General features: G+C 65.1%; 25 protein-coding genes. 11 read left to right on the top strand and 14 right to left on the bottom strand.

Features of this window, described 5'->3' with window-relative positions:
• The first annotated feature begins 158 nt into the window (after nucleotides 1–158).
• On the top strand, nucleotides 159–1,136 hold the full coding sequence (locus B0G69_RS06385; RefSeq protein ID WP_121316135.1) for a LysR family transcriptional regulator: 978 nt from the start codon (nucleotides 159–161) through the stop codon (nucleotides 1,134–1,136).
• Between the two features lie 140 nt (nucleotides 1,137–1,276).
• Nucleotides 1,277–1,831: a YaeQ family protein gene (locus tag B0G69_RS06380; protein WP_121316134.1), complete on the top strand. Its 555-nt coding sequence runs from the start codon at nucleotides 1,277–1,279 to the stop codon at nucleotides 1,829–1,831.
• Between the two features lie 94 nt (nucleotides 1,832–1,925).
• Here the strand turns inward: B0G69_RS06380 and B0G69_RS06375 are convergent, their stop codons facing one another.
• Nucleotides 1,926–2,351, bottom strand: coding sequence for a VOC family protein (locus B0G69_RS06375; protein ID WP_121316133.1), 426 nt, complete (start codon nucleotides 2,349–2,351; stop codon nucleotides 1,926–1,928).
• A 406-nt stretch (nucleotides 2,352–2,757) separates the two neighbouring features.
• Here B0G69_RS06375 and ada point away from each other — a divergent pair, with 406 nt between their 5' ends.
• The 4 genes from ada (at nucleotide 2,758) to B0G69_RS06355 (ending at nucleotide 7,465) form a co-directional block, all read left to right on the top strand.
• Nucleotides 2,758–3,948: a bifunctional DNA-binding transcriptional regulator/O6-methylguanine-DNA methyltransferase Ada gene (ada, locus tag B0G69_RS06370; RefSeq protein WP_121316132.1), complete on the top strand. Its 1,191-nt coding sequence runs from the start codon at nucleotides 2,758–2,760 to the stop codon at nucleotides 3,946–3,948.
• Nucleotides 3,945–4,862 (top strand): AlkA N-terminal domain-containing protein, encoded by a 918-nt coding sequence (locus B0G69_RS06365; protein WP_121316131.1) that lies wholly within the window; start codon nucleotides 3,945–3,947, stop codon nucleotides 4,860–4,862. Before ada ends, B0G69_RS06365 begins: the two co-directional genes overlap by 4 nt.
• Nucleotides 4,863–5,115: 253 nt before the next feature.
• Nucleotides 5,116–6,735: a glutamate--cysteine ligase gene (gene gshA / locus B0G69_RS06360; protein WP_121319140.1), complete on the top strand. Its 1,620-nt coding sequence runs from the start codon at nucleotides 5,116–5,118 to the stop codon at nucleotides 6,733–6,735.
• Between the two features lie 223 nt (nucleotides 6,736–6,958).
• A complete protein-coding gene (locus tag B0G69_RS06355) occupies nucleotides 6,959–7,465 on the top strand; it encodes a hypothetical protein (RefSeq protein WP_199731251.1) in 507 nt (168 codons plus the stop codon).
• 87 nt (nucleotides 7,466–7,552) lie between these two features.
• On the opposite strand, the gene B0G69_RS06350 is transcribed toward B0G69_RS06355, so the two are convergent.
• Together B0G69_RS06350 and B0G69_RS06345 are read right to left on the bottom strand one after the other, a co-directional pair.
• Nucleotides 7,553–9,115: a DHA2 family efflux MFS transporter permease subunit gene (locus B0G69_RS06350; RefSeq protein ID WP_121316129.1), complete on the bottom strand. Its 1,563-nt coding sequence runs from the start codon at nucleotides 9,113–9,115 to the stop codon at nucleotides 7,553–7,555.
• Between the two features lie 137 nt (nucleotides 9,116–9,252).
• Entirely contained in the window at nucleotides 9,253–9,795 is a 543-nt protein-coding gene (locus B0G69_RS06345; protein WP_121316128.1) for a MarR family transcriptional regulator, read from the bottom strand.
• A 243-nt stretch (nucleotides 9,796–10,038) separates the two neighbouring features.
• On the opposite strand from B0G69_RS06345, the gene B0G69_RS06335 reads away from it, so the two are divergent.
• Together B0G69_RS06335 and B0G69_RS06330 are read left to right on the top strand one after the other, a co-directional pair.
• Nucleotides 10,039–10,410 (top strand): hypothetical protein, encoded by a 372-nt coding sequence (locus tag B0G69_RS06335; RefSeq protein WP_121316126.1) that lies wholly within the window; start codon nucleotides 10,039–10,041, stop codon nucleotides 10,408–10,410.
• A 207-nt stretch (nucleotides 10,411–10,617) separates the two neighbouring features.
• Nucleotides 10,618–12,189 (top strand): efflux transporter outer membrane subunit, encoded by a 1,572-nt coding sequence (locus tag B0G69_RS06330; RefSeq protein WP_121316125.1) that lies wholly within the window; start codon nucleotides 10,618–10,620, stop codon nucleotides 12,187–12,189.
• Nucleotides 12,190–12,325: 136 nt separating this feature from the next.
• Here the strand turns inward: B0G69_RS06330 and B0G69_RS06325 are convergent, their stop codons facing one another.
• The 8 genes from B0G69_RS06325 to gspG form a co-directional block, all read right to left on the bottom strand.
• The gene (locus B0G69_RS06325; protein ID WP_121316124.1) at nucleotides 12,326–13,105 is read right to left on the bottom strand and encodes a type II secretion system protein N; all 780 of its coding nucleotides are present in this window, start codon (nucleotides 13,103–13,105) and stop codon (nucleotides 12,326–12,328) included.
• A gap of 22 nt (nucleotides 13,106–13,127) precedes the next feature.
• A complete protein-coding gene (locus B0G69_RS06320) occupies nucleotides 13,128–13,631 on the bottom strand; it encodes a type II secretion system protein M (RefSeq protein WP_121316123.1) in 504 nt (167 codons plus the stop codon).
• On the bottom strand, nucleotides 13,628–15,037 hold the full coding sequence (gspL, locus tag B0G69_RS06315) for a type II secretion system protein GspL (protein WP_121316122.1): 1,410 nt from the start codon (nucleotides 15,035–15,037) through the stop codon (nucleotides 13,628–13,630). The genes B0G69_RS06320 and gspL overlap by 4 nt, the downstream gene beginning before the upstream one ends.
• Before the next feature lie 28 nt (nucleotides 15,038–15,065).
• A complete protein-coding gene (gene gspK / locus B0G69_RS06310; protein ID WP_121316121.1) occupies nucleotides 15,066–16,193 on the bottom strand; it encodes a type II secretion system minor pseudopilin GspK in 1,128 nt (375 codons plus the stop codon).
• 1 nt (nucleotide 16,194) lies between these two features.
• A complete protein-coding gene (locus tag B0G69_RS06305) occupies nucleotides 16,195–16,872 on the bottom strand; it encodes a prepilin-type N-terminal cleavage/methylation domain-containing protein (protein WP_121316120.1) in 678 nt (225 codons plus the stop codon).
• The gene (gspI, locus tag B0G69_RS06300) at nucleotides 16,850–17,266 is read right to left on the bottom strand and encodes a type II secretion system minor pseudopilin GspI (RefSeq protein ID WP_121316119.1); all 417 of its coding nucleotides are present in this window, start codon (nucleotides 17,264–17,266) and stop codon (nucleotides 16,850–16,852) included. Before gspI ends, B0G69_RS06305 begins: the two co-directional genes overlap by 23 nt.
• A 1-nt stretch (nucleotide 17,267) precedes the next feature.
• Nucleotides 17,268–17,825 carry a GspH/FimT family pseudopilin gene (locus tag B0G69_RS06295; protein WP_121316118.1) on the bottom strand — a complete coding sequence of 186 codons (558 nt, stop codon included), beginning with the start codon at nucleotides 17,823–17,825 and terminating at the stop codon, nucleotides 17,268–17,270.
• Nucleotides 17,826–17,946: 121 nt separating this feature from the next.
• On the bottom strand, nucleotides 17,947–18,411 hold the full coding sequence (gene gspG / locus B0G69_RS06290; protein ID WP_121316117.1) for a type II secretion system major pseudopilin GspG: 465 nt from the start codon (nucleotides 18,409–18,411) through the stop codon (nucleotides 17,947–17,949).
• 159 nt (nucleotides 18,412–18,570) lie between these two features.
• On the opposite strand from gspG, the gene B0G69_RS06285 reads away from it, so the two are divergent.
• Entirely contained in the window at nucleotides 18,571–18,984 is a 414-nt protein-coding gene (locus tag B0G69_RS06285; RefSeq protein WP_121319138.1) for a type II secretion system protein N, read from the top strand.
• 180 nt (nucleotides 18,985–19,164) lie between these two features.
• On the opposite strand, the gene gspF is transcribed toward B0G69_RS06285, so the two are convergent.
• From gspF to gspD, 3 genes are read right to left on the bottom strand one after another with little or no spacing between them, the layout of a single operon-like run.
• Nucleotides 19,165–20,382 carry a type II secretion system inner membrane protein GspF gene (gspF, locus tag B0G69_RS06280; RefSeq protein ID WP_121316116.1) on the bottom strand — a complete coding sequence of 406 codons (1,218 nt, stop codon included), beginning with the start codon at nucleotides 20,380–20,382 and terminating at the stop codon, nucleotides 19,165–19,167.
• Nucleotides 20,383–20,386: 4 nt separating this feature from the next.
• Nucleotides 20,387–21,904: a type II secretion system ATPase GspE gene (gspE, locus tag B0G69_RS06275; RefSeq protein ID WP_121316115.1), complete on the bottom strand. Its 1,518-nt coding sequence runs from the start codon at nucleotides 21,902–21,904 to the stop codon at nucleotides 20,387–20,389.
• Complete coding sequence (gspD, locus tag B0G69_RS06270) at nucleotides 21,901–24,264, bottom strand: type II secretion system secretin GspD (protein WP_121316114.1); 2,364 nt, start codon at nucleotides 24,262–24,264, stop codon at nucleotides 21,901–21,903. Before gspD ends, gspE begins: the two co-directional genes overlap by 4 nt.
• Before the next feature lie 515 nt (nucleotides 24,265–24,779).
• Here gspD and B0G69_RS06265 point away from each other — a divergent pair.
• Together B0G69_RS06265 and B0G69_RS06260 are read left to right on the top strand one after the other, a co-directional pair.
• Entirely contained in the window at nucleotides 24,780–25,226 is a 447-nt protein-coding gene (locus tag B0G69_RS06265) for a lytic transglycosylase domain-containing protein (protein WP_121316113.1), read from the top strand.
• Between the two features lie 361 nt (nucleotides 25,227–25,587).
• A complete protein-coding gene (locus B0G69_RS06260; RefSeq protein ID WP_121316112.1) occupies nucleotides 25,588–26,886 on the top strand; it encodes a GTP-binding protein in 1,299 nt (432 codons plus the stop codon).
• Nucleotides 26,887–26,905 lie beyond the last annotated feature (19 nt).

Below are 26,905 nucleotides of genomic sequence, written 5' to 3'. Positions count from 1 at the left end.
GTCCACGAATGGTATGAGCCGTGCCAATAACTTTCCAATCCCTTTTTAAGCCATCCCGATATCAGTTTCGGTATGGCATGATTGACGCGGTGCCGGATGAAGCGTCCGTCACACGGGCTTCATGCCGCTCAGCGAAAAACAAGATTGGGAGACAAACGATGACGCGAAGTTATTCGAACTGGTTCGTCCGGGCGCGGCTCAAGACGCGCCAGTTGCTGCTGCTCGCGGCGATGGAGGAGGAGGGCAACGTGCGCCGGGCCGCCGACGTGCTCGGCATGACGCAGCCAGCCGCCTCGCGCCTGCTCAAGGAGCTGGAGGACATGCTGGAAGTGAGCCTGTTCGATCGCACGCCACACGGCATGCACGCGACCTTGTACGGCGAGGTGATGATCCGGCACGCGCGCATGGTGCTGTCGAATCTGAGCCACGCTCACGACGAAATCTCGGCGCTGCGCTCCGGCCTCGCGGGGCAGGTGCGCATCGGCGTGATTGCGGCCGCCGCCGCGACGATGGTGCCGCGCGCGATTGCCAGCGTGAAGGAGCGCTATCCGCAGTTGCAAATCTGGGCCGAGGTGGAAACCTCGGACGTGATGCTGCCGCGGCTCGCCGAAGGCGAACTGGACATCATGATCGGCCGGGTGCTGGAGCGGCAGAACCAGTTCAAGGCCGAAGTCCGCTACGAGCCGCTCGCCGACGAACCGCTCTGTGTGGTGGCTCGGCCTGGCCATCCACTCGAAAATGAGACAGGTTTGACGCTGCGGGGAATCGTCAACGCGAGCTGGGTTTTACACCCGCCGGGCAGCGTTCTGCGTCATCGCTTCGATCTGATATTTTCGCAAATCGGCCTGAATCCGCCGCAAAACGTGGTCAACACCAACAATTTCCTCGCGATTTCGAGCTTGCTGCTCCAGAGCGACATGTTGGCCGTTCTGCCCGACGAAGTGGCGCGTCAATACCAACAGTACGGTGTGCTCACGCGTATGCCGATCGATTTACCGTGCAGGATGGATACATTCGGTATCATCACGCGCCAGTCGCATTTGCTCTCGCCTGCCGCGGCCGTGGTGCTGGAAGCCTTGCGCGAAGCCGCCGCCGGGGTCTACGGCACGGCTTTCGAGCCGGCAGTGGCGCGATAAATGCTTCTCCCGTTGGCATGGCCGCCGGCTGACGGCGCGGGAGAAATGCGATGTACAACAAACACCGAAAACGGCAACGCGTCGTCGACGATTCTTTTTCTGTTCGCTCCGGTGGAGCGAGCGCCTGGTTTAGCAACGGCATGGCACTCAAATCGACGATTTACAAGGCGGAACTGCAGATCGCCAACATGGACCGGCACTACTACGCCGACCATTCGCTGACGATCGCCCGCCACCCCTCGGAAACCGACGAGCGGATGATGGTCCGCGTGGCGGCGTTCGCGCTCTTCGCGCAGGAACGCCTCGAATTCTGCAAAGGTTTGTCGGATGTCGACGAACCGGATCTGTGGCAAAAAGATCTCACCGGCGCGATCGAAACGTGGATCGAAGTCGGCCAACCGGACGAACGGCGCATCGCCAAGGCGAGCGGCCGCTCGAACGAAGTGATCGTGATCGCCTACGGCGGCCGCGCGTCGGACATCTGGTGGCAGGGCGTGCGCAACAAGGTGGAGCGCATGCGCAACGTAACGGTGTGGACCCTCGGCGAAGATGTCGCGGCGGCGCTCGGCACGCTGGCGGAACGCACGATGCGCCTGCAATGCACGGTGCAGGACGGCGAAGCATGGCTCGGCAGTGCCGAAGCCGATGCGGTGAAGATCGAGTGGGCGGTGTTGAAGGCGCCGGCCAACGCGTAAGGGCTGACGGCTTGCGAATCGCGCTGGCGCCTGACTCGCAATTCGACTCGCTTTGGCGCCGAAGCGGTGTTCAGTCCCGCCATCAGCCTGACGCCTAAAGCGATGTCACCCGCGCCGCTTCCGGCGGCCCCTTGAGTTCGACCATGTTGCCCTCCGGATCGAACAGATATAGCGACTGGCCGAAGCCGTCTGCGCCATAGCGCAGCGCCTGTTCGCCCAGCCGCGCGCCATGCCCGGTTAGATGCGTCTTGAGCGCGTCGGCGTCGAATGGTTCGACGCGCAAACACACGTGGTCCATATTCCGTCCCGCGCCCGGCGCGCCGTTTTCGGCGTGATCGAGCTTGCCGCCAACCTGCAACAGGTCGATCAGCGAGCGCCCTGCGCGCAATTGCGTCAGACCCAGTTCCCGCTGTTCCTTTTCCAGGCTGCAGCCGAGCACGTCGCAATAAAAGCGCGTCATGGTTTCGACGTCCGTCGCCCGGATGACGACGTGATCGATCTCGCGAATGTGGATTTTCATGTCGGACGCCTCTCGCTAGTTGGCACAACGGATGATTAGCCAGTGTAGGAGAAAGGGCGCCGCCGTGAGCGGGGCCATGAATCCGGCCGTGAGGGCCGGATCAGTAGCCATGCGGGGAACGTACAGACGAAAAAAAGCCCGCTCTATGTGGAGCGGGCTGAATCCATATCAGGAGGAGACATGGAGGAGACAGGTACTAATATACACACGGGGTTGATGCGACGCAATAACTTTTTAAGGGAAAACCCGATATCGGGCCAAATTGTCGCACTTTGTGGCAAAACGACCGCCTGGCGGCCGTTCCAGCCAACCAACAAGCGCAATGACAGAGCAAGAACCGGGGCGTAGGGTGTGAGCATACGGCCTACATTGGTGAGCATCGACCACGTCTGACCTCGAGACCATCATGAACCGCACGACCGAGCCTGCCGCACCCCGCCCCGTCCCGGCCACCACGAGCTGGGCCTCCGACGACGAGCGCTGGGCCGCCGTCACGCGCCGCGAGCCGAGTGCCGACGGCGCATTCTTCTACGCAGTCAAGACGACCGGCGTGTTCTGCCGTCCGTCGTGCGCTTCGCGCCAGCCGCGCCGTGAGAATGTCGCTTTCTTTACCGATGTCGCCGCCGCCCGCGCCGCGGGCTTTCGCGATTGCAAGCGATGCCAGCCCGGCGGCCTGCCGCGCGAACTGGAGATCATCCATCGTGCGTGCGCCGCGCTGGACGCCGACCCGCAGCAGCGCCTCACGCTCGCGCAACTGAGCGATGCCGTGCACGTCAGCCCGTTTCACCTTCAACGTCTGTTCAAGCGCGTGGTGGGCGTATCGCCGCGGCAGTATCAGGCCGCGCAGCGCGGCGCCGCGTTGCGCGATGCGCTGCAAAACGGCGCGGACGTTACGCGCGCCACGCTCGACGCCGGCTTCGGCTCGCCCTCGCGGATGTACGACAGCGCGCCGGCCGAACTGGGCATGGCGCCGTCCGCGTATCGCAGGAAGGGTGCGGGGCTGACCGTGCGCTACGCCTGCGCGCCGACCTCGCTCGGCTTCGTGCTGGTCGCGGCCACGGACAAGGGCATCTGCAAAATCGGTTTCGGTGACGACGACACCTCGCTGGTCAACGAACTGCGTGGCGAATTCGCCAACGCCGACCAGCTGGAAGACGCCCAACAGCTCGCGCCGTTCATCGCGCAGATCGACGCCTATCTGCGCGGCACCCGTCAGGACTTCGATCTGCCGCTGGACATTGCCGCGACCGCATTCCGGCAACGTGTGTGGGACGCGCTGCGGCGCATCCCTTACGGCGAAACGCGCAGCTATTCGCAGATCGCCGAAGCGGTCGGCTCACCACGCGCGGTGCGCGCGGTGGCGACCGCCTGCGCGACGAACCCGGTGGCGCTCGCCATTCCTTGTCATCGCGTGGTGCAAAAGGGCGGGGCGCTGGCCGGCTATCGCTGGGGCCTGCCGCGCAAGGCCGCGCTGCTCGACAACGAGGCACAGCATGCCGGCCACGTTTCGCTCGAGCAATCTGGCCGCAAAAAGCCAGCCGCGGCCGGCGCCGATTCCCTCACCACCACCCCCGCCAAACTGGATCACGCCGCGTGAGTACGCTCGACGAAGTCACCACCCTCGAATTGCCGTTCAAACCACCATTCGACTGGCCGCGCCTGCTGCGCTTTTTCGGCGGACGCGCGACGCCCGGCGTCGAGGCGGTCGAAGACGGCACGTATCGCCGCGCGATCGATTGGGCCGGCGACAGCGGCACGCTGAGCGTGCGTCTGCATCCGCGCAAACGCTGTGTTGTCGCGAGCATCGAAGGGCCGGCGAGCCGTCACGCCGACGCGCTCGCAGCGCCGATCGCGAAGATGTTCGATCTGCACGCCGATCCGAAAAAGATCGGCGCCGAACTCGCCGCGGACCCGTGGCTCGCGCCGCTCGTCGAGGCCGCGCCCGGCCTGCGTGTGCCGGGTGCGTGGTCGGGCTTCGAGCTCGTAGTGCGCGCGATCGTCGGCCAGCAGGTTAGCGTGAAAGCGGCGACCACGATCATCGGACGGCTCGTGCAGCGCGCCGGTGAGCGCATCGACGGCCATCCGCATGAGAACACCGCATGGCGCTTTCCTACGCCCGCCGCGCTGGCCGCTGTCGATCTCGCGCAGATCGGCATGCCGGGCAAACGCGTCGCGGCGTTGCAGGGCTTCGCGCATGCCGTCGCCACCGGCGACGTGCCGCTCGACAGCAAGGTCGTCGACGCGACCAGCCTGCGTGCCGCGTTGCTCGCGCTGCCCGGCATCGGCCCGTGGACCGTCGAATACGTCGCGATGCGGGCATGGCGCGACGCCGACGCGTGGCCCGCATGGGACCTCGTGCTGATGCAGTCGATCTGCGCGCGCGATCCGTTGCTCGTGCGGCCGACGCAGCAACGCACCCGTACCGACGCGTGGCGTCCATGGCGCGCGTATGCGGCCATGCATCTCTGGAACGAGGTGGCGGACCGCGCGGGCGCCGCACGCGGCGGCTGAAGTTGCACGGGCACGCGGGTCGAATAAAAGTGTGCGACGGGGCAGCGCGGAGAACCGGCCGGCAGGCTGATTCGTGCTGAAAACGGGCGGGACTGGCGGCCCTGAAGGGGCGCCAGAGCGGGCTCAAGCAGGCGTCGTAGCGAGATGTTAAAGTGCCCGCTACTGAAAATTCCGCCGAACGTTGTCGACCGCGCAGTGCTGCCCGCGAGCAGTCGAGCGGCACATGGCGGCCGACATCGCCCGACTCGCATCAATGCCAAACACGACGACACCTCCCCGCACGACCGACGCGTTCCTGCACCGCTTGTCCGTGCTGACCTCGGGCCCGCAGCGCGACGCGCTGACACGCGGTCTGCGCGGCATCGAAAAGGAAAGCCTGCGCGTCACGCAGGACGGTAAGCTCGCCTTGAGCCCGCATCCGCGCGCGCTGGGTTCGGCGCTCACGCATCCCTCGCTGACCACTGACTACTCCGAAGCACTGCTCGAACTGATCACGCCGGCCGAACACGACGTCGCGGTGACGCTCGAGAAGCTCGACACGCTGCATCGTTTTGTCTACGCGGAACTCGGCGACGAGATCCTCTGGAACAACTCGATGCCCTGCCTGCTGCCCGACACCGACGAAGGCATTCCAATCGCGCATTACGGCACGTCGAACATCGGCAAGCTGAAGTACGTGTACCGCATTGGCCTTGCGCTGCGCTACGGCCGCTCGATGCAGTGCATCGCAGGCATCCACTACAACTATTCGCTGAACGAAGAAGTGTGGCGGCTCCTGCATGCCGACCAGCAATCCACCGCCACCGCAGTCGATTTCCAGTCCGAACGTTATCTCGCGCTGATCCGCAATTTCCGCCGCACCAACTGGCTGCTGATGTATCTGTTCGGCGCGTCGCCGGCGCTGGATCGTCGTTTTCTCCGCGACCGCAAACACTCGCTGGAAACGTTCGACGCCGACACGCTGTACCGGCCGTACGCCACGAGCCTGCGCATGAGCGACCTCGGCTATTCGAACACCGCCGCGCAAGCCGCCCTGCATGCCGACTACGACACGCTACCGGGCTATCTCGACGCGCTCGCAAAGGCCGTGAGCCAGCCTTACCCGGCGTACGAAGCAATCGGCACGCAGCGCGACGGCGAGTGGGTGCAGATCAACACCAACGTCCTGCAGATCGAAAACGAGTTTTACTCGACGATTCGTCCGAAGCGCGTCACGCATCCGGGCGAGCGTCCGTTGCATGCCCTGGCCGCGCGCGGCGTGCAATACGTCGAAGTGCGCTGCATGGATATCGATCCGTTCGAGCCAAGCGGAATTTCGCTGGAGACATCGCGCTTTCTCGACGCGTACCTGCTCGTCTGCGCGCTCGACGACAGCGCGCCGTTGCCGCCGGCCGCCTATTGCGAAGCCAATCAGAATTTTGGCCGCGTGACGATGGAAGGGCGCAAGCCTGGCCTCGAACTGACGCGCGACGGCAGCCCCGTTGCGATGATGGATTGGGCCGACGAACTGATGAGCCAGATCGACACGGCGGCCGCCGCGCTCGACGAACTGCAGGGCGGCGACGAGCACGCGCGCGCCGTGGCGGTCCAGCGCGCGAAGCTCGCGGACGTGACGCTGACGCCGTCGGCACGTGTGCTGCAAATCATGCGCGACAAGCAGCAGAGCTTTCTCGCGTTCGGCCTCGAGCAAAGCGAAGCGCACGCCGCGTATTTCCGTTCGCGTCCGCTCGACGCCGCGCAAACGCAGGCATTCACTGAACTCGCTGCGCAGTCGCTGGCCGAGCAGAGCAAACTCGAGCGTGAAGAAGTCGGTTCGTTCGACGCATTCGTCGCCGCTTATCGCGCGTACACGTTGAACCGGTTCAGCGTCTGAACGACACGCATAGCGACATGACGAAAAGGCGGCCCACGTGTGGCCGCTTTTTTCTCGCCCTTTACTATCCGCAGGTAACGACTACGTGCCGTACGGCAGCGCGTCGAACGGGATCGGCAAATTCTCCGCGCCCTCTGACGATTCCCTGACGCAGATGAAACACCACACCAGCACCGTGGTCCAACCTGGTATGACACGCTCCCAGGCAGGAGGTATCGACGTGATGAACAAAGGTCTGTTGGCCGCGCTGTGTCTGGCAACAGCGGCGGGATGTTCGACGCAAGGGCAGGTCGATCCGGACGTCATGCAGATCGCGACGAAGCCGTTGACGTGTTCGAACAAAGCGGAATGCGACCTGTGGTGGCAACGGGCGCAGTCATGGGTGTCGAGCCATTCGACCTACAGGATTGAATCCGCGACCGACTCGCTGATTCAGACTGCCGGACCAGACGGCGGCAAGCGTGCGCTGGCGTATGAGATCACGCGCGCGGCGAACCCCGACGGCACGGCGACCATCGGCTTTGCCGCGCATTGCGACAGCTCGTTGGGTTGCAAGCCGAACCCCTGGGAAGCCGGCGCCGACTTCAAGCAATACGTGCGCGGCGTGGCTGCCGGCGCACCGCAAGGCGACGTGAAACCGTCTCCGCCAGCGGCGCCCACGGCCATGCATCCGGATTCCGCGCAAGGGCAGTCGATTCCGTCGAGCACTGGCGAAGCCCTGACGCAGTAGTGATGCCGTGATGAATACAAACGCGGGCGACGATGCGAAGATCTCGCATGGTTGCCCGCGTCAGCGTGCGAAGCATGGCGATAAAGCTCAATGCCCCATCGAAGGACCTGCGCCTTTGCGCGGCTTGGTAATCCACACCAGTATCGCAAGCACGAGAAACGCCGCGCAGGAAATGCGGAAGAAATCGTTGGTGGCCATCATGTACGCCTGGGCGGTCACCACCTGGTTCAATTGCGCGGTAGCGCCATCGCCGGAGAGTCCGATCCCCGCCAGCGCATTGGTGTAGGCGTTGGTATTCGCCGAATACACGTTCACCGAATCGGTCAGCATCGCGTGATGGGTGATCGTGTCGTTCTCCCAGAACGTCGTGCTGATTGCGGTGCCGATCGCTCCCGACAAGGTCCGGAAAAAGTTCGATAAACCCGACGCGCTGGCGAGCCGGTCGTCCGGGACGCTCGACAGCGTGATGGTCGTCATCGGCACGAAGAAGCAGGCCACGCCGATACCTTGCACGAGACGCGGCCAGATTACGTGATTGAACGGCACGTCGAGCGTAAACGTCGAGTTCCAGAATGAGACGAACGCGAACACGATGAACGCAAAGCTCGCCACCATGCGCAGGTTCAGCCGGTGCATGTTCTTGCCGATCAGCGGCGACAGGAACAGCGCGAGCAGGCCGACCGGCGCGGTCGCGAGACCCGCCAGGCCGGCGGTGTAGCCCATGACCGTTTGCAGCCACAGCGGGAAGATCACCACCGACCCGAAAAAGGCCATGAAGCCGAACGAAATGATCAGCACACCGAGCGCGAAGTTACGGTCCTTGAACAGCGAGAGATCGACGACGGGTTCTTTCTCCGTCATCTCCCACACCAGCAGGAACGCGATCGACACCACCGCGATCACCGCCAGCGCGACGATGAATGTCGAGTTGAACCAGTCACGATCCTTGCCGAGGTCGAGCATCATCTGCAGACACGACACGCCGATCACGAGCAACGCGAGGCCGACTGCATCGATGCGTTGACGGGTGGTCTTCGTCTCGCGGCCGCGCAGCAGCAGATAGGCGCACACCGCCGAGAACAGCCCGATCGGCACGTTGATGTAGAAGATCCACGGCCACGTGAAGTTGTCGGTGATATAGCCGCCCATCACGGGTCCGAAAATCGGCGCGCAAATCACGGTCATCGCCCAGAGGCCGAGCGCAAGCCCGCGCTTCTCCGGGGGATAGGAACGCATCAGGATGGTTTGCGAAAGCGGAACCATCGGCCCGGAGACCAGCCCTTGCACGAGCCGGAACGCGATCAGCGACTCGAAGTTGTGCGCGAAACCGCACAGCGCCGATGCAAGCGTAAAAAGCAGCACGGACAGCGTGAAGAGCCGCACTTCGCCGACGCGCCGCGCGAGCCAGCCTGTCAGCGGCACGGCGATCGCCGACGCCACCGAATACGACGAGATGACCCACGTGCCCTGGCTGGTCGCCACGCCGAGGCTGCCGGAAATGGTCGGCACCGCGACGTTCGCAATCGAGGTGTCGAGCACCTCCATGAAGGTGCCGAGCGCGAGGCCGACCGTCAGCAAGGCGAGCGCCCCGCCCTTGAGCGGGGCGGGTTCGGCGGCGGGCCGGGCAGCGGCGGAAGCCGTGGCGTCCATAAATTCTTCTCCTCAGTCGGGAAAGCTTGTCACGGCAGCTTTATTGCGCCCTTCGACTAGCGCACTTATATGCCGGAACATCCTCTGCCCAGACAGATATTCAAAGGCAAGGGCGCTTTCAAAAAACGCCTTTTGGGTTACTGGCCGCCGGACTCCGGCGAGGCCTCTTCGGGTGATTCTCCCTGCGACTCCGATGGCGGCCCCAACCCGCAGCCCGCGCCGAGTCCGTCGCCGGGACCGTTCGCAATGAAGCGGGCGAGCAGATCGATCAACGTCGCATGCTCGTCGGCGGAGAAGCCGCGCAATTGCTCGTTCAGCACCGCCGCGCCGAGACTGGGCAACTGGCGTGCCGCGTCGTGACCTTGCGGCGTCAGTTCCAGTTTCACCATCCGGCGATCGGCGTCACTGCGCGTGCGGACCACAAAGCCTTTCTTTTCAAGTCGATCGAGCAGACGCGTCATCGAGCCGCTGTCGTATGACATAGCGCGCGACAGCTCGAACGGTGTGCTGGCGCGCTGCGACGACAACATCACGATCACGCCGATCTGCTGTGCGGTCAGCCCGAGCGGTTTGACCGCGCGGTCGGTCCGCTCGACCAGCACGTTCCGCGCTTTCGTCAGGTAGTAGCCGAGACTCGTCGTCAGTTGAATCTCGTGCGCTTTGTAGGGACCGTCGATCATGGTGTTTCCAGAACGTCGGGAATCAGAAACGAAGTTTAGCTGCCTAAGCAGGCAAGTCAAATCAAATGACGCGCTGCCCCGGCCAACAGAAAAACAACACGAAACACGCGCGCGGCGCAAAGTATGTTGAAATTTAATTGCATAGTCAATATTATTACAGGCAACGAGTTACTCGCCTCCGAGCCCATGTTCTGACCGATTGTCTGCACGCCGCGAGCGCGCCGTGCAAAAAGGATTTCCCCCATGCTGTACCTCAAAAACACCCTTGGCGGCTTGAGCCGCTCCCTGACCGATTCCGCGTTGCATAGCTTCAAGGGGCCGCACCGCTGGTGGAAACTGGCGCTGTTCGCCGGGCTGTTCGTGTTGCCCGGCGGGTCGGTGGGGGTCGCGGTGCTGGCTTGGGCCGAGCATCGGCGGGGCAGGAGGGTCGGGCAGGCGACAGAGGTGAAGCGGGCCGCTGCGCCGCTCCTGACCGAGGGCATCACGACAGCGGCAGGCAACGCGACCCATGCGGCCAGTCCCGCAGCTGCCTGCCAGGCGCGTGGCGATGCGCCGTGCCGGGCGGCGGCGGGCCGACTGGCGCGCCAGACCACGTCGACGGAATCACGGGTTTAACGGCCCCGGCTGCCTGCCGGGCGCGCCGGTAACAGCACGTAACCATCGCGACACCCCAAGTAACACACCTGCGCGCATCCCCGCATTACCCTTTCAGTTTCCCGCGTTCACGCGGGCTCATACGCTAACATTCCGGCAGACCAAGATTTCGCCCGGCCGACGGTGCCGCCATCGGCCGCATTGCGGCGTCCAGAAGGAATTCATTGCATGCAGTCTGATCGAATCTCGCGCGCGCGGCCGCTTGCGCCTCGCGCCCTGACCATTGCGATAACAGCGGCCCTCGCCACGTTGCTGGCCGCTTGCGCCGTCGGCCCCGACTATAAGCGGCCGGCCACGGAGATTCCCGCGTCGTTCAAGGAGGCCGCCCCCGGCTGGAAAGTCGCCGAACCCGCCGACCAACACGATCGCGGCGACTGGTGGACAATCTACGAAGACCCGCAACTCAACGCGCTCGTAGACAAGCTGAACGCCGCGAACCAGACCGTCGCGCAATTCGCCGCCACCTATCGGCAGGCACGCGCGCTGGTCAGCGAGGCGCGTTCGGCGTATTTCCCGGTGATCGGCGCTTCGGCGGGCGCGACGCGTTCCGGCAACGGCATCGCATCGAGCGGTAGTTCGACGACCGGCAGCAGCCGCTCGGGCGTCGGCAACAGTTTCAACGTGCAACTCGACGCCAGCTGGGAGCCCGATCTGTGGGGTTCGGTCACTCGCTCGGTCAACGCGCAGACAGCGGGCCAGCAGGGCGCGGCCGCCGATCTGGCGAACGCCAGGCTGTCCGCTCAGGCCACGCTCGCGCAAACCTATTTCTCGCTACGCGCGCTCGACTCCACCCAGAAGCTGCTCGACGACACCGTCGCGGCTTATCAACGCTCGCTGCAACTCACGCAGAACCAGTACGCCGCAGGTGTCGCCGCGCGCTCGGACGTGATTCAGGCGCAAACGCAGTTGCAGTCCGCGCAGGCCGCCGCGATCGACAACGGCATCCAGCGCGCGCAGGACGAGCACGCGATCGCCGTCCTGATCGGCGTGCCTGCCTCGGTCTTCACGCTGCCGCCAATGCCGCTCACCGCAACCCCGCCCGCCGTGCCCGCGCAGATGCCGTCGGCGCTGCTGGAGCGGCGTCCGGACATCGCGTCGGCGGAACGCAAGGCCGCCGCCGCGAACGAGCAGATCGGCGTGGCGATTGCGGCGTTCTTCCCGACGCTGACGGTGTCGGCCACCGGCGGCTTCGAGAATTCGGTGTTCTCGCAGCTGCTGACCGCGCCGTCGCGCTTCTGGACGGTCGGCCCGCAACTCGCGGCCACGCTGTTCGACGCCGGTCTGCGCAAGGCCCAGACCGAAGCCGCCCGCGCCACCTACGACGCGGACGTCGCCAGCTACCGTCAAACGGTGCTGGCCGCGTTCCAGGACGTCGAGGACAACCTCGCGTCGCTGCGCATTCTCGAACAGGAAATCGTCGTGCAGCGGCAAGCGGTGGACTCGGCCCGGCAGGCACTCGCCATCGTCACGAACGAGTACAAGGCGGGCACCGTCGGCTTCGTCAACGTGCTGACCGCGCAGACCACGGCGTTCACGGCCGAGCAGAAGCTCGAGAGCATCGCTGGGCAACGGATGGTGTCGTCGGTGGGTCTGGTGAAGGCGCTGGGCGGCGGCTGGGAGGCATCGCAGATGAATCGCGAAACCGGCGACGTGGCCGCGCCGGCGCCGTTGCCGGCGGCATCGGCGGTGCCCGTCGCGCAGAGCGGGGCCGCGCCGCAACAGCAGGTTCAGAGCAGATAAGCGCCGCGCCGCTCGCCGGTGCGAAGCAAAAGAGGCATGGCCGCGAAATGCGCCCGTGCCTCTTTTTTATCCTGCCAGCGCAACCGGGCAGGCGACCCGCACCGTCGCGCCAGCCGCAAACGTCGGTGCGCGAACCTCAGTGTGCAAACGTCAACGTCACCGTATCCGGTCCGCTCGGCCGGCCCAGCAGATTCAATAGCCCTGCGAGGTTTTCACGCGCTTCGGGGGCGGCACTGGCGGTGCCGTGAAACGACGTCGACGCGGCAGATATCGTGCCGTTGCCGTTGAGCATCAGCGGGCCCTTGAGGGTCGTCAGATCGAGCGTGGACGATGCGCCTTGCGCCTGAAAGGTCACGCGGTACGAGCCGAGCGGCTTGACCAGCGAGACGCGCGAACTGACATCGTTCAGCGTCACCGTCAGCTGGCCGAACGCTTCCCGGTTGAAGCTGCGCCAGTCGGACCAGGAAAGCTGCACATTGCCCTGCAGATCGAGCGTATTGAAGGGTGCGCCGAGACCGCTCAACAGCGAAGCCGGCACGGCGATCGTGCCGGGCGTGACGGTCGCGCTGCGCGGCGTGGCGTCGACCGTGATCGGGTCGGGCATCGCCTCGCTATGCCGCATGACCATACGCACCCGGCCGGTGAACAGCGGCCAGAACGCCGTGCTCCATTCGATCCGGCCAGGCAGCAGCGTCGCCGCGCTCATGTCGGAGCCGGCGGCCAGCATCAGCGTGGCCGAGCCATGCCAGAGCGAGCCGGCCGGGTCGACCAGATTGACGTGGCCGCGCGTTTGCCGCGCGAACTGCGGCGTGATCCAGGCAGCCGGCAACAGAGAGAGCATCACCGCCGCGGAGGCCAGCCCGCCCACCACCGCCCACGGCAGCGCGACGCGTACGCGCCGCATCCAGTAACTCATGCGAAACCCCGTAGCGACGCGCTCATTTCGCGGTCGACGGCTGCAACGACGCCGTCAGATCCACCTGGCCGTCGTCCTTCAGCGCGGTGACATGCGCCTCGGCGATCTGCACCTTGAACTGCTTGCGCGCATCGTCGACCCAGCTGGTCCACGCCGGGAACGACGCGTTCTTCATCTGGATCTGCACCGCGTTGCCGATCACCTGCACCTGCGTGGCAGCAAGCCCGTGATCGCTGAGCGACGCGGAGAGCGCATCCTTGAGCGCGGCGCCGGTCGGCGCGACGCCTTGCGCGACCGCCGAGAGCGCGCGCGCTTCGTTCGCCTGCGCGGTCATTTGCGCGAGTTGGTGCTGCAGGCTGGGCAGCGATTCACGCAGATGCGCGCGGCCTTCCTGCGCCGGCGCCCACAGCACCGACCACGCGAGCACCACGGCGAGCACACCGCCGCCCCACGTGATGATGGCTTTTTCGCGCTCGGTGCGCTGGTCCCAGAAGCCGGCCCATGTTTGAGCGAGTTCAGCTTTCATTGTCCGTTCCTGATGGTCCACTTGCCGGTATTGCTGTCGATCGCGCCGCTCAGCCCGTTGCGTCCGAGCCGCTTCGCGAAGTCGGGGTCGAGCTTGACCTCGGGCTTGAAGGTCACATCGAGCCGCCGGTCGTGATAGTCGAGCGCCGCGATGCCGTTGACCGGCACCGGCGCGAGCGAGCGCGCGAGGCCGTCGGCGAGCGACAGGAAGTCATCCGGCGACAGTTCGCCCGCCGCCACGCGCAGCTGCTGCAACTGGCGCGACATCTGGCCGGGCGCATCGAGCACGACCGTCGTCTTCGGGAAGGTGTTGAGCAGCAGCTCGGTCATCTGCGTGCTGATCGCGTCGCGTTGGCGCGCGAGCATCAGCCACTGCACGTTCGCGCCGACAATCGCGATGATCAGCGCGCCGATCGCCAGCAGCACCGGCAGGCGCAGACGCCGCAGCGTCGCGCGGTCGAGCCGCCACGGCTGCGACGCGAACTCGAACTGACACAGATCGAAGCGGCACTCCAGCGCGCGCCGCGCGAGCTGCTCGAACGGCAACGGACTCGCGCCGTGAATATGCGCGGCGAGGCGCGCCGGGCTGTTCGCGGCGAGACCCGGCTCGTTGCCCGGCACTTCGGTCAGCATGTACAGCGAGACGGACGCCGCGCCGGCGAGCGCGCCGAGCGTCGTGTTCACCGCATTGGCCGGCACCGCCATACCTTCGCCTTGCGCCCCACGCGCAATCGCCAGTTCGACGCGCGGCACGTCGCTCTCGACCACGCCTTCCAGCAGCAAGGCGGGCGCGGTCGGCACCACCGCGCCGAGCACGGCGGCCACCATCGGCACCACGGCGGCGACATCGGGCGCCACCACGGGCGCGACGCCCGGCAGCGCCGTCGCGACGTCGGCCGAGCCCGCCAGCGTGGGCTCGCCCGCGTCGACCAGTTCCGCGATTTCGGCGAGGGTAGCGGGCGCGGCTGCCTGCGGCAGGCAGCGCGTCACCGGCACGGCACGCAAGCTGCGGTGACCGGCCGTCGTGAATGCCTCGCAGATAAAGCGGAACCAGCCACGGTCGATGATCGCGAGCAGCTGCCGGCCGCCCGCGGCCGGTTGCGGATCGACGGCGATGTGACAGGTTTGCGGGTCTTGGATCAGCTGATCCTCGACGATGTTGGGCAAGGCCTGACGCAGCTTCGGACCGCGCAGCGGCGGCAGCGTCGTGGGCATCATCAGCAGGTCGCGCGCGGCGACCATCAGCACCGTCGACGTCGCGCGCGGCAGCAGCGCGAGCGCCGAGCGGCCGGCGCGCTGGGTGCGGCCCGACTTGTCGAGCAGAACGAACGGCAGCTCGGGCAATTGCCATTCCTGCGATGGCACCGCCGGATCACGCGGCGGCAGTAGGACGATCAGCGTGCTCAAAGGCCACTCTCTCCGGGAATTGCGTTATTCATAGTTGGTCTTGTACCCGCACGATACGCGTAGTGTGAGTCATCGCGTCGCGATAGACGAGCGTCGTGCGGTCCACCTCGGCGCGTTCGTGCTGCACGCGGCCGTGGATCAAAAAGTAGTTCGAGTTGACGTCCATTTCGGCCGGATCGATCGCGACCGATTGCACGCCGGCGCCGCGCAACGCGAGCTGCACGTCGCTGACGTTGTGGAAGAACACCGTCGTGCGGCTCGCGACGAAACTTTGCGCGGCCGACTGGCTCATGCCCGGCACGACCGCCGCGATCACTTCGGCCGACGCCGTGTTCATGTTGAGCGCCGTGACGGTCGGCAACACCGTGACGAAGGGGCGCAAGCGCGCGACCATCTCCGGTGTGTAGCCGGGAATGTCGAGCAGCGAATCGACACCGGTCATTTGCAGCGGCGCGACCGCCGCGTTGTCGTCGCCGTCTTCGATGCCGGGTTTGTCGGTGAAGCTGCCGCCGGTGGCGCCGCCTTGAATGGTCGGCGTCGCGGATGTCGTCGAGCCGCTGGTGGACGTGACGCTCTGGAAGCGGGTCGCCGACTGCGAGAGACTGTTGCGCACCTGTACGGCAGTGGCTTTCGCGAGCTGGCTGTTCACGCCGAGCGACACCAGCAGGCGCTGATACGCGCCGATCTGTTCGTCGTTCAGCTGCATCACGCCGGGCGCGGGGCTCGCCACCAGATTGCGCAGATTGAATTTCGCCTGCGCGTCTTCGATCGAACCGGACAGATAGGTTGCCGCGCCTTGCTCGGCACGGACCTCGCCGATCTGGCCAAGGAAATCGGACAGGCGCGTCTTCGCGATCGGCACGCCCCACAGTCCGCCCAGATAGGTGATGCCGGCCGACGTATCGCCTTCCGAGCGCAGGATCAGACGGGTCCAGTCCAATGCGCCGCGCGCGACCCATTGCGCCTGCGAAAGCAGCCGCTGGTTTTCGATCCGGCGAATCTGCACCTGCTGGCGCCAGAGCATGCCCGAGACCAGAATCGCCGATAACGCGACGACCAGCAGCGCGCTGATGATCGCCGCGCCTTGCTCTCGTGCGCGAGATGGCGAGCGCGAAGAAGATGAAAAGCGTCGCGGAGATGAGCAAGAGAATTTCATATCATTCTCCGACGAGAAAAACCCGCGTCACAGGCCGCGCCAGCGAGCGCGCCCCGACGCTCACTTCGAGCCCCGTCACCGAGCGCGGCAACGGCGCATTGCCGAGCTGCGGCACCTTCAGGTTGTTGTCGGCCTCGGTGATCGCGCTCTGCACGTCTTTCATCTGCGTGGTCCAGCCGACCTTCGGCACGTAGAGCCGCGCGGAGATCGCACCGACGCCGCCCATCAACGGCACCGCGCTCCAGCCTTCGCCTTCGCTGCCGCGCAAAGCGCGTCGCAATTCGCCGGCATTGGCAAGCGGCGGCGACGCGTAACGGATCACGCGTCCATTGGACACCTGGTAGCGCACCACCTGCAGGCGCGGCGCCGTGCCCGGCAAGTTCATCTGCCGCACGATCTGCAGCGTGTTGCCGGACAGTGAAATTGCCGCCTGCCCGGACTCGTCGTCGGACGCGGCCTGCCGTGCGTCGATCCGCATCTGGTCGAATACCTGCGCAAAGACACGTTCTTCCTCCATCGCGTTCGTGATGGTGGTGCGGCCGCGAATGATCTGGTCGAGCCCGCGCCACGACAGCACGGCGATCACCGCCATGATCGCGATCGCCACCAGCAATTCGATCAGCGTGAAGCCGCGCGCGCCCGATCGGCGGCGGCGCTCAGAGCGAGCGGTTGTTTTCATTCGCGACCACCGTGACCATCTGAGCGAGATTGCCGGAACGCCCAGGCATCGTCACCATCACTTCCACACGACGAAACACCGGATTCGGCGTCGCCGTCACATGCTCGGTGCAGATCAATTGCAAATTGCCCTGCGAGCAATCGAAACTCGTCGCGCCGACGTTCGGCCACGCATGCGTCAGACGCAACTGCGCGAGCGTATTGTCCGCGCTCCAGCCGGCCAGCAGGCGGCGATGCAGATCGGCTTCGCCGCTCGCGAGACTGCCGACCGCGCGCAACGACGCCGATAGCGCCACCGCGATGATCGCAAGCGCGACCAGCACTTCGATCATCGTGAAACCGCGTTGCGCGCGTCGGGCACGCTGGCGAGCGGTCCTGCTGCTGCAACGACGCATCTCAGTGCACCTCATAGCGGCCATTGCCGGTGCCGACGATTGTCGCGCGCCCCGCCGCCGAAAACAGCGTGATCTGCACCGGTACGTCGATCGCTTCGGTGCCGAAGACGACGCGGCTCGGCTGCGAATCCGAGCCCGGATAGCTGATCGTCACGCCGGTCACGCCGCCTTCCCACTGACGGGGCCCGAGCAGATCGTCGCGCAGCGGACGCCACCCGTCTTCAGTGCGTTGATCAAACCGGAAGCCGCCCTCGACCGGTTGCCACGCGATGGGCCGCGCGCGCACCTGGGCTTCGTCGCCGGCCGATTCGAACAGCAGCGCGAGACGCTGCGCTTCCTCGTTCAGATCGGTGCGCGGATTGCGCGTCATCGTCAGCGCGGTCAACGATACCAGCAGGCCTGCGATGACCAGCACCACCATCATTTCGAGCAGCGTGAAGCCCGCGTCGCGGCGCCGGCTGCCGGCGAGGCGCGAACGACGCGCGCCAGCGCACGCCGCGCGCGGCGGCGAGACCGGACACGGAGTGTCCACAGGGGACTTGCAAGCGGACATACGCATAGTGCCGGCCACGAAACGATCAACCAAAGATCAAACGACGATGTATCGATAAAGCGTGCGAGCATCACTGCAGAGCAGCGCGGGCATCGCGCGCGGGAGAATCAAAAGTTGTGCAGCGCGCCTATTGCCACGAGCCGACATCGGAGTCATTGCCTTCGCCGCCGGCCTTGCCGTCCGCGCCGTAGCTGAACACGTCGATCTCACCGTGCACGCCCGGATTCAGATACTGATACGCGTTGCCCCACGGATCGTTCGGCAGACGCTCGAGGTAGCCGCCGTCCTTCCAGTTGCTCGGCACCGGATCAGTGCTCGGCTTTTCGATCAGCGCGCGCAGGCCTTGCTCCTGGGTCGGATAACGGCCGTTGTCGAGACGATACAGCTTCAACGCCTGCATCATCGTGCCGATGTCCTGCTTGGCGGCGACCCGGCGCGCTTCGTCCGGACGGCTCATGATTTTCGGCACGATCAGCGCGGCGAGAATGCCCAGAATCGCGATGACGACCATGATTTCGATCAGCGTGAAACCGCGCTGACGACGGCTGCGCGAACCCGCGATATCAGTGCGGCGAGTGGTCGACAGTTGCATAGCTTGCTACCTCTTTTCAGGTGAAATTTTCGACTGGGCGGGGTTCGCTGGTCAGCTATCAGGCCGCTATTGAACACGCCCGGGCGGTCATTTTAATGTCATGGTGTTGAAGGGTTCCAACGCCACGCAATTTCCACAATAGTCCGTACAATGATGCGCATGAACGCCATCCAAATCCGCCTTCTGTCGCTCGCGCTGTTCGCCGTTTTTTGCGCGACGCTGACCTACTGGGTCATCACGCTCACCACGATGTCCGGCGCGCCGTTGCCCGCCGCCGCCGCGCACGCGCAGGTCTCGACCGACCAGGCCGCCACGCTGTTCGGCGGTCAGCTCACGCGCAGCGTCAACCAGGACGTGCATCTGTTCGGCATCCTCGCCTTGCGCGAAGGCGCCGCGGCCATCGTCAGCGTGGGCGGTGAACCGCCGCATGCGGTGTCGCTCGGCAGCACGCTGATGCAAGGCGCCAAACTTTCCGAGGTCCGGGCCCGCTCGATCATCATCGACCGCAACGGCGCGCACTCCGAAGTCTTTCTGCCCGCCAACGCCAGCGGTCCTACGATCTACGTGCGCTAAACACCGGCGCTGAAGCGAATGCGCGCGGCTTGCGCGCTTTTATCTGGACTATGCTTTTTGCCTGCGTTTTGCCGGATTAACGCATCAATCAGCTTCAACCGCTTCAGCTCACCTCAACCGATTGTGCGGCGCCCGCCGTCCGTCAAACCCGCACGCCGCGCAATCCGGTCTCCTCACGCATCACTGCACGAGGTTGTTCAACTCGATGATCGGCAGCATCACCGCCAGCACGATCACGAGCACCACGCCCCCCATCGCCAGAATCAGCAAGGGCTCGAGCAGGCTCGTCAGGAACATCGTGCGGCGCTCCAGTTCGCGTGCCTCGCCGTCGGCCGCACGGTCGAGCATGGTCGTCACGTCACCGGTCGCTTCGCCCGAACGGATCAGGTGCACCAGCACCGGCGGAAACGTCTTCGTATTGCCGAGCGCGCGCGATAACGACGTGCCTTCGCGCACGCGCACGATCGCGTCGTCGATGTTCTCGCGCATCGCGTTGTTGCTGAGCGTTTCGGCGGCGGCTTGCAGGGCGCGCAGAATCGGCACGCCCGCTGCGGTCAAAATGCCGAGCGTGCTGGCAAAGCGCACGGTGTTATAGCCGCGCACGAGCTTGCCGAGCAGCGGCGCGGTCAGCAGCCAGCGGTCGAACGCGAGGCGCGGGCCCGGTTGCCTGAGCACCGAGCGCACCAGATACGCCACACCGAGCACGCCGATCAGCACCGCCCACCACCAGCTACGCACGAAGCCGGACAGCGCCATCATCATCACCGTGAGGATGGGCAGTTGCTGCTTGGTGCTGGCGAACACGTTCACCACCTGCGGCACCACGTAGCTCAACAGAAACGTGACGATGCCGAACGCGATGAGCGTCACGATGCCCGGGTACGTGAACGCGAGCACGATCTTCTGCTTGAGCGCGTTGCGTTGCTCGATGTAGTCGGCGAGGCGCGACAGCACCAGCCCGAGCTTGCCGGTGTGTTCACCGGCGGCGACGAGCGCCCGATAGATTTCAGGGAAGTCCTTCGGATGCTGCGTCAGCGCATTAGCGAGCGAATGGCCGCCGAGCACTTCGGCGCGAATCGACGCCATCAGTTCGCGGATATAGTCACGCTCCGATTGCTCGGTGAGCACGGCGAGCGCTTCGTCGAGCGGCAAACCGGCAATCAGCAGACTGGCCAGCTGGCGCGTGAGGATCGCCTGTTCGCGCTGCGACAAACGCCGCCCGAGCGACAGCCGTTGATTGCGCTCGCCGCGCACGCGCGATGCGGCGGGCTCCACGACGAGCGGCGTGAGGCCTTGCGAGCGCAGGTTGGTACGCGCGCTGCGCGCGCTGTCCGCGTCGAGCACGCCTTTTTGCGCCTTGCCCGCCGCGTCGATTGCTTCGAAACGAAATGCCGGCATGCGTTTACGCTCCGCCCGTCACGCGAATCACTTCTTCCAACGAGGTCAGCCCGGACTCGAGCCAGCGGTTCGCATCCTCACGCAACGTACGCATGCCTTGCTCGCGGCCGGCCGTGAGAATCTCCGCATCGGCCGCATTGCGGTGGACCAGCGTGCGGATCGACTCGTCGATCAACAACAGTTCGTAGACGCCGCGCCGTCCCGCATAACCGGACTGGCCGCATTTGTCGCAGCCCACCGGATGCCAGCGCACGCGCCCGTCGTCCTCGGTGCGCTCTTCGCGGCACACCGGACACAGCCGCCGCACGAGCCGCTGCGCCAGCACGCCGAGCAGCGACGAGGCGAGCAGATACGGCTCGACACCCATGTCGGTCAGACGCGTGACCGCGGAGGCCGCGTCGTTCGTATGCAGCGTTGCCAGCACGAGGTGGCCGGTGAGCGACGCCTGCACCGCGATCTGCGCGGTTTCGAGGTCGCGGATTTCACCGATCATGATGACGTCCGGGTCCTGCCGCAGAATCGAGCGCAACGCGCGCGCGAAGGTCATGCCGATCCGCTCGTTGACCTGTGTCTGGCCGATGCCGGAGAGGTCGTATTCGATCGGGTCTTCGACCGTCATGATGTTGGTCGTGGTCGTCTCGAGCCGCGACATCGCCGCATACAGCGTGGTCGTTTTGCCCGAGCCGGTTGGGCCGGTCACCAGCACGATGCCGTGCGGCTTGCCGATCAGCTTGTCGAACTTGACGAGCGTGTCGGACGCCATGCCAAGCGCTTCGAGGTTCAAACGCGACGCGTCTTTTTCCAGCAGACGCAACACCGCGCGCTCGCCGTGGCCCGTCGGCAGCGTCGACACTCGCACGTCGACCGGACGCCCACCGACGCGCAACGTGATACGGCCGTCCTGCGGCAAGCGTTTCTCCGCGATGTCGAGCTGCGCCATGATCTTGATCCGCGAGATCAGCGCGCCGTGCAGCGCTTTCTTCGGGCGCACGACGTCGCGCAGCGTGCCGTCGACCCGGAAGCGCACCACGGAAGCATTCTCGAACGGCTCGATGTGAATATCCGACGCCTGTTCGCGCGCCGCTTGTGTGAGCAGCGCGTTGATCATGCGGATGATCGGCGCGTCGTCTTCGGATTCCAGCAGATCCTCGACCTCGGGGATGTCCTGCATCAAACGCGACAGATCGACTTCGCCTTCTACTTCACCGACCACCTGCGCGGCGCTGCCGTCCTGGCGCGCATACGCCTGGTTGATCGCCTGCGCGAGTTCGTCGGCAGGCAAACGTACAACCGACACCACGCCGAAGTTGCGCGTGATTTCGGCGAGCGCGGCTTCGCTGGTGCGCTCGCTGATCCACACTTCGAGGCTGTCCGCGTGCTGATGCGCGACCAGAATCTGACCGTTGCGGGCGAAGCCGTATGGCACGAGCCGCGCGGCGAGCGGCGAGGGCGCGGCGCGCTCGCCGTTGGCGGAGTCGCCGCCCTGAGCGCGGTGCGCTGTTTGCGCGGGCGCCTGAATCACGGACGCGCTCCCGGTGATGCGGTGGTCGGCTCCGTGCCGGTCGTCGGATAGGGCGTTGTGACCGGCTGCGGGGCGGTTTGCTGCGCCGGCTGCTGGCTCGACTGGGGCACGGCTTGCGGTACGGCCTGTGGCGCCTGCTGCGGTACCTGTTGCGGCGCCGCCTGCTGACGGCGCATCTGGTTCAGATCGAACAGGTTCATCGCGGGCGGCACGCCCTGGCTCGGGCCGAGCGGCATCGGCGGCATCACCGGATCGTCCTTGTCCCTCATCACGTTGTTGTCCGACCTGTACGCGCCCTGCACACCCTGGATGTAGTCGTAACGGTTCGACGTCACGGCCTGCGCGGTATCGCGGTCGTTGATGATCACCGGGCGCAGGAACACCATCAGGTTAGTCTTCTCGCGCGTCTTCTGTTCGGAGCGGAACAGCTGACCGAGCCACGGAATGTCGCCGAGCAACGGCACCTTGCTGTTGCTGACCTGGTAGTTGTCCTGCATCAAACCGCCCAGCACGATGATCTCACCGTTGTCGGCGAGCACCGTGGACTGGATCGAGCGCTTCGTGAACTGCGGGCCCGACGGGTTGGTCACCGCGTTCGTGGTGCCGTTCACGATCGCCGAGTCTTCGGTGTAGAGCTGCAGCTTCAGAATGCCGCCGTCGGTGATCTGCGGCTTCACGTGCAGCGTCAGACCGACGTCGACGCGGTCGAATGTGTTGAACGCCGCGCTCGTGGCGCCGCTCGTGAGGTTCGAATACGAACCGGTCTGGATCGGCACGTTCGTCCCGACGACGATCTTCGCTTCCTCGTTGTCGAGCGTGATCAGGTTAGGCGTGGACAGCACGTTCGCGTCGGCGTTTTGCGACAGCGCCTGCAGCAGCGCGCCGAGCCCTTGCACGCCGAAAATGTTGTGAATCCAGCCGACGTTCAGGCCCTGCTGCAAAGCCCCGTTGCCGAGCGCCGTGGCAAGCCCGCCGGTGGTGCCGGCCGCCGCGGCGGCCGCCGTCAGGTTGATGATGCTGTTGCTCGATCCGGTCTGCAGGTTCGTGCCGGCGAACACCGAGTTGTTCGCGATCTGCCACTGAATGCCGAGGTTGCCGCTCGTGTTCGAGTTCAACTCGACGATCAGCGCCTCGATGTAGACCTGCGGGCGGCGTGCGTCGAGCTGATCGATCACCGCGCGCAGATTGCGGTACACCGGCTCGGCCGCCGTGATGATCAGCGAGTTGGTGGCGGAGTCCGCCTGGATCATGCCGCCGGCCTGGTTGTCCTCGCCCTTCTCCTTGTCGCCACCGAGCAGGCTGCCGGAACCGGAGGCATTGTTGCCGCCCGAGCCGCTGCCGGTCAGCGGCGAGGACATCGAGCTGCTGTTCAGTCCGCCCGACGGCAACGGCGGGGTGCCCGAAGTGCCCGTCGAATTGCCGCCCGAGAAGCCGCCGCCGCCGCCGCCCTGGTTGAACGAATTCGCTTCACCCGAGCCGCTCGACGAGCCGCTGTCGCCGCCCTTGCCGAGCATGCCGCGCAGCGTCTTCGCGAGCCGCGTGGCGTCCGCGTTGCGCAGCGCCACGACGTGCATGTTGCCAGGCATCGTGGTCGGCATGTCGAGCTGCTTGGCGAGTTCCTTCGCGGTGGCAAGACGCCCGCCGTTCGAGGCGCGGATCATCAGCGAGTTGGTGCGCGGATCGGCGGTGACCGAGACCTTCAGCGTCGCGTCGGTGCTGCCGATCGCGCCGGGGTCGAGCATCTTGGTCATCTGCGCGGCGATGTCGATCGCGTTGCCGTTTCTCAGCGGCACGACGGCGACCGCCTGGCCCGCCGCGGTATCCACGCCCGCGATAATCTGCGCGATGCGCCGCACGTTATCGGCGTAGTCGGTGACGACGATCGTATTGTTGGCCGGGTAAGCGGCCACGGTGTTGTTCGGCGAAATTAGCGGACGCAGCACCGGCAGCAGATTATTGGCCGATTCGTTCTTTAGCACGAACACCTGCGTGACCACCTGGTCGCCGCGCGCGACAGGCGCATTGCCGACGTAGGTCGGCACGCCCTGCAGCTTGGCGTCGGCTTCCGGCACGACCTTCAGCACGCCGTGGTCCTGCACCAGCGCGAAACCCTGCATGCGCAAAGCGGACTGCAGGGTCTTGAGCGCCTGGTCCTCCGGCACTGAATTTTCCGACACGAGGTTCAACTGGCCCTTCACACGCGGGTCGACGATGATCGTTTTGCCGGTGGCCGCGCCGATCGCCTTGGCAACCTGGTCGATATCGGCGTTCACGAAGTTGAGTGTCACCTGAGCCTGTGCTGTCTGCGCGGTGATCAATCCAGCCACCAGCAGCGCCGTTGCAACGCGACGCAAAGCCATACAATTTCTTCTCATGGGTTGTGATATCGATGCCGGCAGCCGATGCTGCCGACGGTCATGCAGTGCGGACACGGGGGTAAGCCACCACCCTGCCGGTCTGTGGATCGGCCTCGCGGACCAAGGTCGCTGCGGGCTCCGACCGTCCGACGTCCGAAAAAAATGAACAGTAACAGTTTTTCATGTCCGATTTGTCACAAAACGGGCGGTGATGTGCGATTCCCCTGAAAGCCCGCACCGTTTGTCATGCAATTGAAAGGTAGACGGCGCTTGGTGAAACCGGCAGAGCGCTTCGTTTTCCGTCCGCTTATGTCTGTTAGCTAACTTGACGCGGGTCGGACTGCCGGTATGATACGAGCCGTTCGAGTCTCCGGTTGAGAGTTTGCTGACGCGGGTTTTCCCGGATGTTGGACAAAGGCCCTACCGGCGTGCCCTAGCGGCTGTCGTCGGCTGGAATATGGCCGGATAAATGCCTTACCAACCCTTACTCTTGCGATTTTACTTAGTCCTCTTGACCGATGAATCATGCCTTCGTCACCATCGCCGCGGGACTCGCCATGCTGGCAGCAGCGGGGTCAGCACGCGCCGATTGCTTCGACGAAGCAGCGAAGTACCAAAAAGTTAACCCGTTGATTCTACGCGCAATTGCATGGCAGGAGTCGCACAACCGGCCTGACGCGCAACACAAGAACGCCAACGGTTCGACCGACTACGGGGTGATGCAGATCAATTCGATCCATCTGCCCACGCTCGCCCAGTACGGCATCTCGCAAGGCACGCTGATGGAGCCGTGCAAGAACGTCTATATCGCGGCCTGGCATCTGCGCCGTCAGATGAACAAATACGGTAACACGTGGCAAGCGGTCGGCGCATACCACTCCGAGACACCCACTTTGCGCGACAAGTATGCGCAGCAGATCGTCGCTATTCTACGCAAGTGGAATCTGATGCCGGCTACACGTTGAGCGTGCGGTTTTTTCGAGCAGGCCTGTTTGGGCTGTCTGCCGCTGGCGTCTGTCGTGATTATCGCCCTCATTTTCCCTTTTTCGAGTCCGCTTCCCGCCTGACTGCTTGACGCATTTCGCGGTCTGCCCGTGAGCGCGCATCGGCATTTTCCACATCGTGTCGTCCTGGCGTTCATGCTGCCGCCCGATTTCCAGACACGCTGGCCAAGCCCCGCCGATCCAGCCAGTCACGCGGCGGCCGCCCGTTTTGATGCACAATGCGGCTTCGTGCTGCCGTCGAGCCCAAGCGTCAAACCGGTCGCGCAGTCATGCGGCCCCAAGCCCGGCACGCCCTCCAATCCTCTTGCTTTTCCGTACTGCGATGAACCAGCCGCTATTGCCCGTCACCGTGCTCTCCGGTTTTCTGGGCGCCGGCAAGACCACGCTCCTGAACCACATTCTCGCGAATCGCGCCGGTTTGCGCGTGGCCGTGATCGTCAACGACCTGGCCGCCGTCAACGTCGACGCGACGCTCGTGCGCGATACCGCCACGCTGTCGCGCGTCGAAGAGCGGCTCGTCGAACTGTCGAACGGCTGCATCTGCTGCACGCTGCGCGACGATCTGGCAGTCGAGATCAAACGCCTGGCCGCCGAACAGCGTTTCGATGCGATTCTGATCGAATCGACCGGCGTTGCCGACCCGATGCCGATCGCCGAAACCTTCACCTTCGTCGACGATGCAGGCGCTTCGCTCGCCGACGTCGCACGGCTCGACACGATGGTGACTGTGGTCGACGCGTTCAACTTCCTGCGCGACTACGGTTCGGCCGACGCGCTCGCCGAGCGCGGCATCGCCGCGACCGACGAAGACGACCGCACCATCGTCGAATTGCTGATCGAGCAGATTGAATTCTGCGACGTGCTGGTGGTGAACAAGGCCGACCTCGTGAGCGCAGACGAGCTCACGCGTTTGCAACGCATCCTCGCGCGCATCAACCCGCGTGCGGTGCAGGTGGTCAGCCGCTTCGGCGCGGTGCCGCTCGCGCAAGTGCTGAACACCGGCCGGTTCGATTTCGACGAGGCGGCGAGTGCGCCGGGCTGGCTCGCGTCGCTCAATCATGAGCACGGCCACGGCCATGCGCCTCAAGGGGAAGCGGACGAGTTCGGCATCGGCAATTTCGTTTATCGGGCGCGCCGGCCGTTTCATCCGGAGCGGCTGTGGGCGCTGCTGCATCAGGAGTGGAAGGGCGTCTTGCGCGGCAAGGGCTTCTTCTGGCTCGCGACGCGCAACGACATTGCCGGTTCGCTGTCGCAGGCCGGCGGCGCTTGCCGGCATGGTCCGGCGGGCATGTGGTGGGCCGCGCAGGACCGCAGCGAATGGCCGGACGGCGACGAGGAACTGGCCGCCGAAATCGCCGGCGACTGGTACGGCGATCCGGACGATCTGAGCATTGGCGACCGTCGCCAGGAGCTAGTGCTGATCGGGGTCGGCATCGACCCGGCGCAGTGGACGGCGAAGTTCGACGCGTGTCTGCTGAGCGACGGCGAATACGCATTGGGGCCGCAGGGCTGGCAACAGTTCGCCGATCCGTTTCCCGCCTGGGATTTCGACGAAGACGATCACGATCATCATCATGATCACGACGGTCATGGGCATGATCACGACCACCGTCACGACTGAACGGCGTCACCCCGCGTCG

The sequence above is a fragment of the Paraburkholderia sp. RAU2J genome (assembly GCF_003634845.1).
Lineage (GTDB): Bacteria > Pseudomonadota > Gammaproteobacteria > Burkholderiales > Burkholderiaceae > Paraburkholderia > Paraburkholderia fynbosensis.
This window is presented reverse-complemented; position numbering and strand designations above follow the sequence as displayed.

What these genes read in the sequence shown, in the direction of transcription:
- B0G69_RS06385 (WP_121316135.1), top strand. Translation starts at nt 159, where the DNA reads ATGACGCGAAGTTATTCGAACTGGTTCGTCCGGGCGCGGCTCAAGACG.
- B0G69_RS06380 (WP_121316134.1), top strand. Translation starts at nt 1,277, where the DNA reads ATGGCACTCAAATCGACGATTTACAAGGCGGAACTGCAGATCGCCAAC.
- B0G69_RS06375 (WP_121316133.1), bottom strand. Translation starts at nt 2,351, where the DNA reads ATGAAAATCCACATTCGCGAGATCGATCACGTCGTCATCCGGGCGACG.
- ada (WP_121316132.1), top strand. Translation starts at nt 2,758, where the DNA reads ATGAACCGCACGACCGAGCCTGCCGCACCCCGCCCCGTCCCGGCCACC.
- gshA (WP_121319140.1), top strand. Translation starts at nt 5,116, where the DNA reads ATGCCAAACACGACGACACCTCCCCGCACGACCGACGCGTTCCTGCAC.
- B0G69_RS06355 (WP_199731251.1), top strand. Translation starts at nt 6,959, where the DNA reads ATGAACAAAGGTCTGTTGGCCGCGCTGTGTCTGGCAACAGCGGCGGGA.
- B0G69_RS06350 (WP_121316129.1), bottom strand. Translation starts at nt 9,115, where the DNA reads ATGGACGCCACGGCTTCCGCCGCTGCCCGGCCCGCCGCCGAACCCGCC.
- B0G69_RS06345 (WP_121316128.1), bottom strand. Translation starts at nt 9,795, where the DNA reads ATGATCGACGGTCCCTACAAAGCGCACGAGATTCAACTGACGACGAGT.
- B0G69_RS06335 (WP_121316126.1), top strand. Translation starts at nt 10,039, where the DNA reads ATGCTGTACCTCAAAAACACCCTTGGCGGCTTGAGCCGCTCCCTGACC.
- B0G69_RS06330 (WP_121316125.1), top strand. Translation starts at nt 10,618, where the DNA reads ATGCAGTCTGATCGAATCTCGCGCGCGCGGCCGCTTGCGCCTCGCGCC.
- B0G69_RS06325 (WP_121316124.1), bottom strand. Translation starts at nt 13,105, where the DNA reads ATGAGTTACTGGATGCGGCGCGTACGCGTCGCGCTGCCGTGGGCGGTG.
- B0G69_RS06320 (WP_121316123.1), bottom strand. Translation starts at nt 13,631, where the DNA reads ATGAAAGCTGAACTCGCTCAAACATGGGCCGGCTTCTGGGACCAGCGC.
- gspK (WP_121316121.1), bottom strand. Translation starts at nt 16,193, where the DNA reads ATGAAATTCTCTTGCTCATCTCCGCGACGCTTTTCATCTTCTTCGCGC.
- B0G69_RS06305 (WP_121316120.1), bottom strand. Translation starts at nt 16,872, where the DNA reads ATGAAAACAACCGCTCGCTCTGAGCGCCGCCGCCGATCGGGCGCGCGC.
- gspI (WP_121316119.1), bottom strand. Translation starts at nt 17,266, where the DNA reads ATGCGTCGTTGCAGCAGCAGGACCGCTCGCCAGCGTGCCCGACGCGCG.
- B0G69_RS06295 (WP_121316118.1), bottom strand. Translation starts at nt 17,825, where the DNA reads ATGCGTATGTCCGCTTGCAAGTCCCCTGTGGACACTCCGTGTCCGGTC.
- gspG (WP_121316117.1), bottom strand. Translation starts at nt 18,411, where the DNA reads ATGCAACTGTCGACCACTCGCCGCACTGATATCGCGGGTTCGCGCAGC.
- B0G69_RS06285 (WP_121319138.1), top strand. Translation starts at nt 18,571, where the DNA reads ATGAACGCCATCCAAATCCGCCTTCTGTCGCTCGCGCTGTTCGCCGTT.
- gspF (WP_121316116.1), bottom strand. Translation starts at nt 20,382, where the DNA reads ATGCCGGCATTTCGTTTCGAAGCAATCGACGCGGCGGGCAAGGCGCAA.
- gspD (WP_121316114.1), bottom strand. Translation starts at nt 24,264, where the DNA reads ATGGCTTTGCGTCGCGTTGCAACGGCGCTGCTGGTGGCTGGATTGATC.
- B0G69_RS06265 (WP_121316113.1), top strand. Translation starts at nt 24,780, where the DNA reads ATGAATCATGCCTTCGTCACCATCGCCGCGGGACTCGCCATGCTGGCA.
- B0G69_RS06260 (WP_121316112.1), top strand. Translation starts at nt 25,588, where the DNA reads ATGAACCAGCCGCTATTGCCCGTCACCGTGCTCTCCGGTTTTCTGGGC.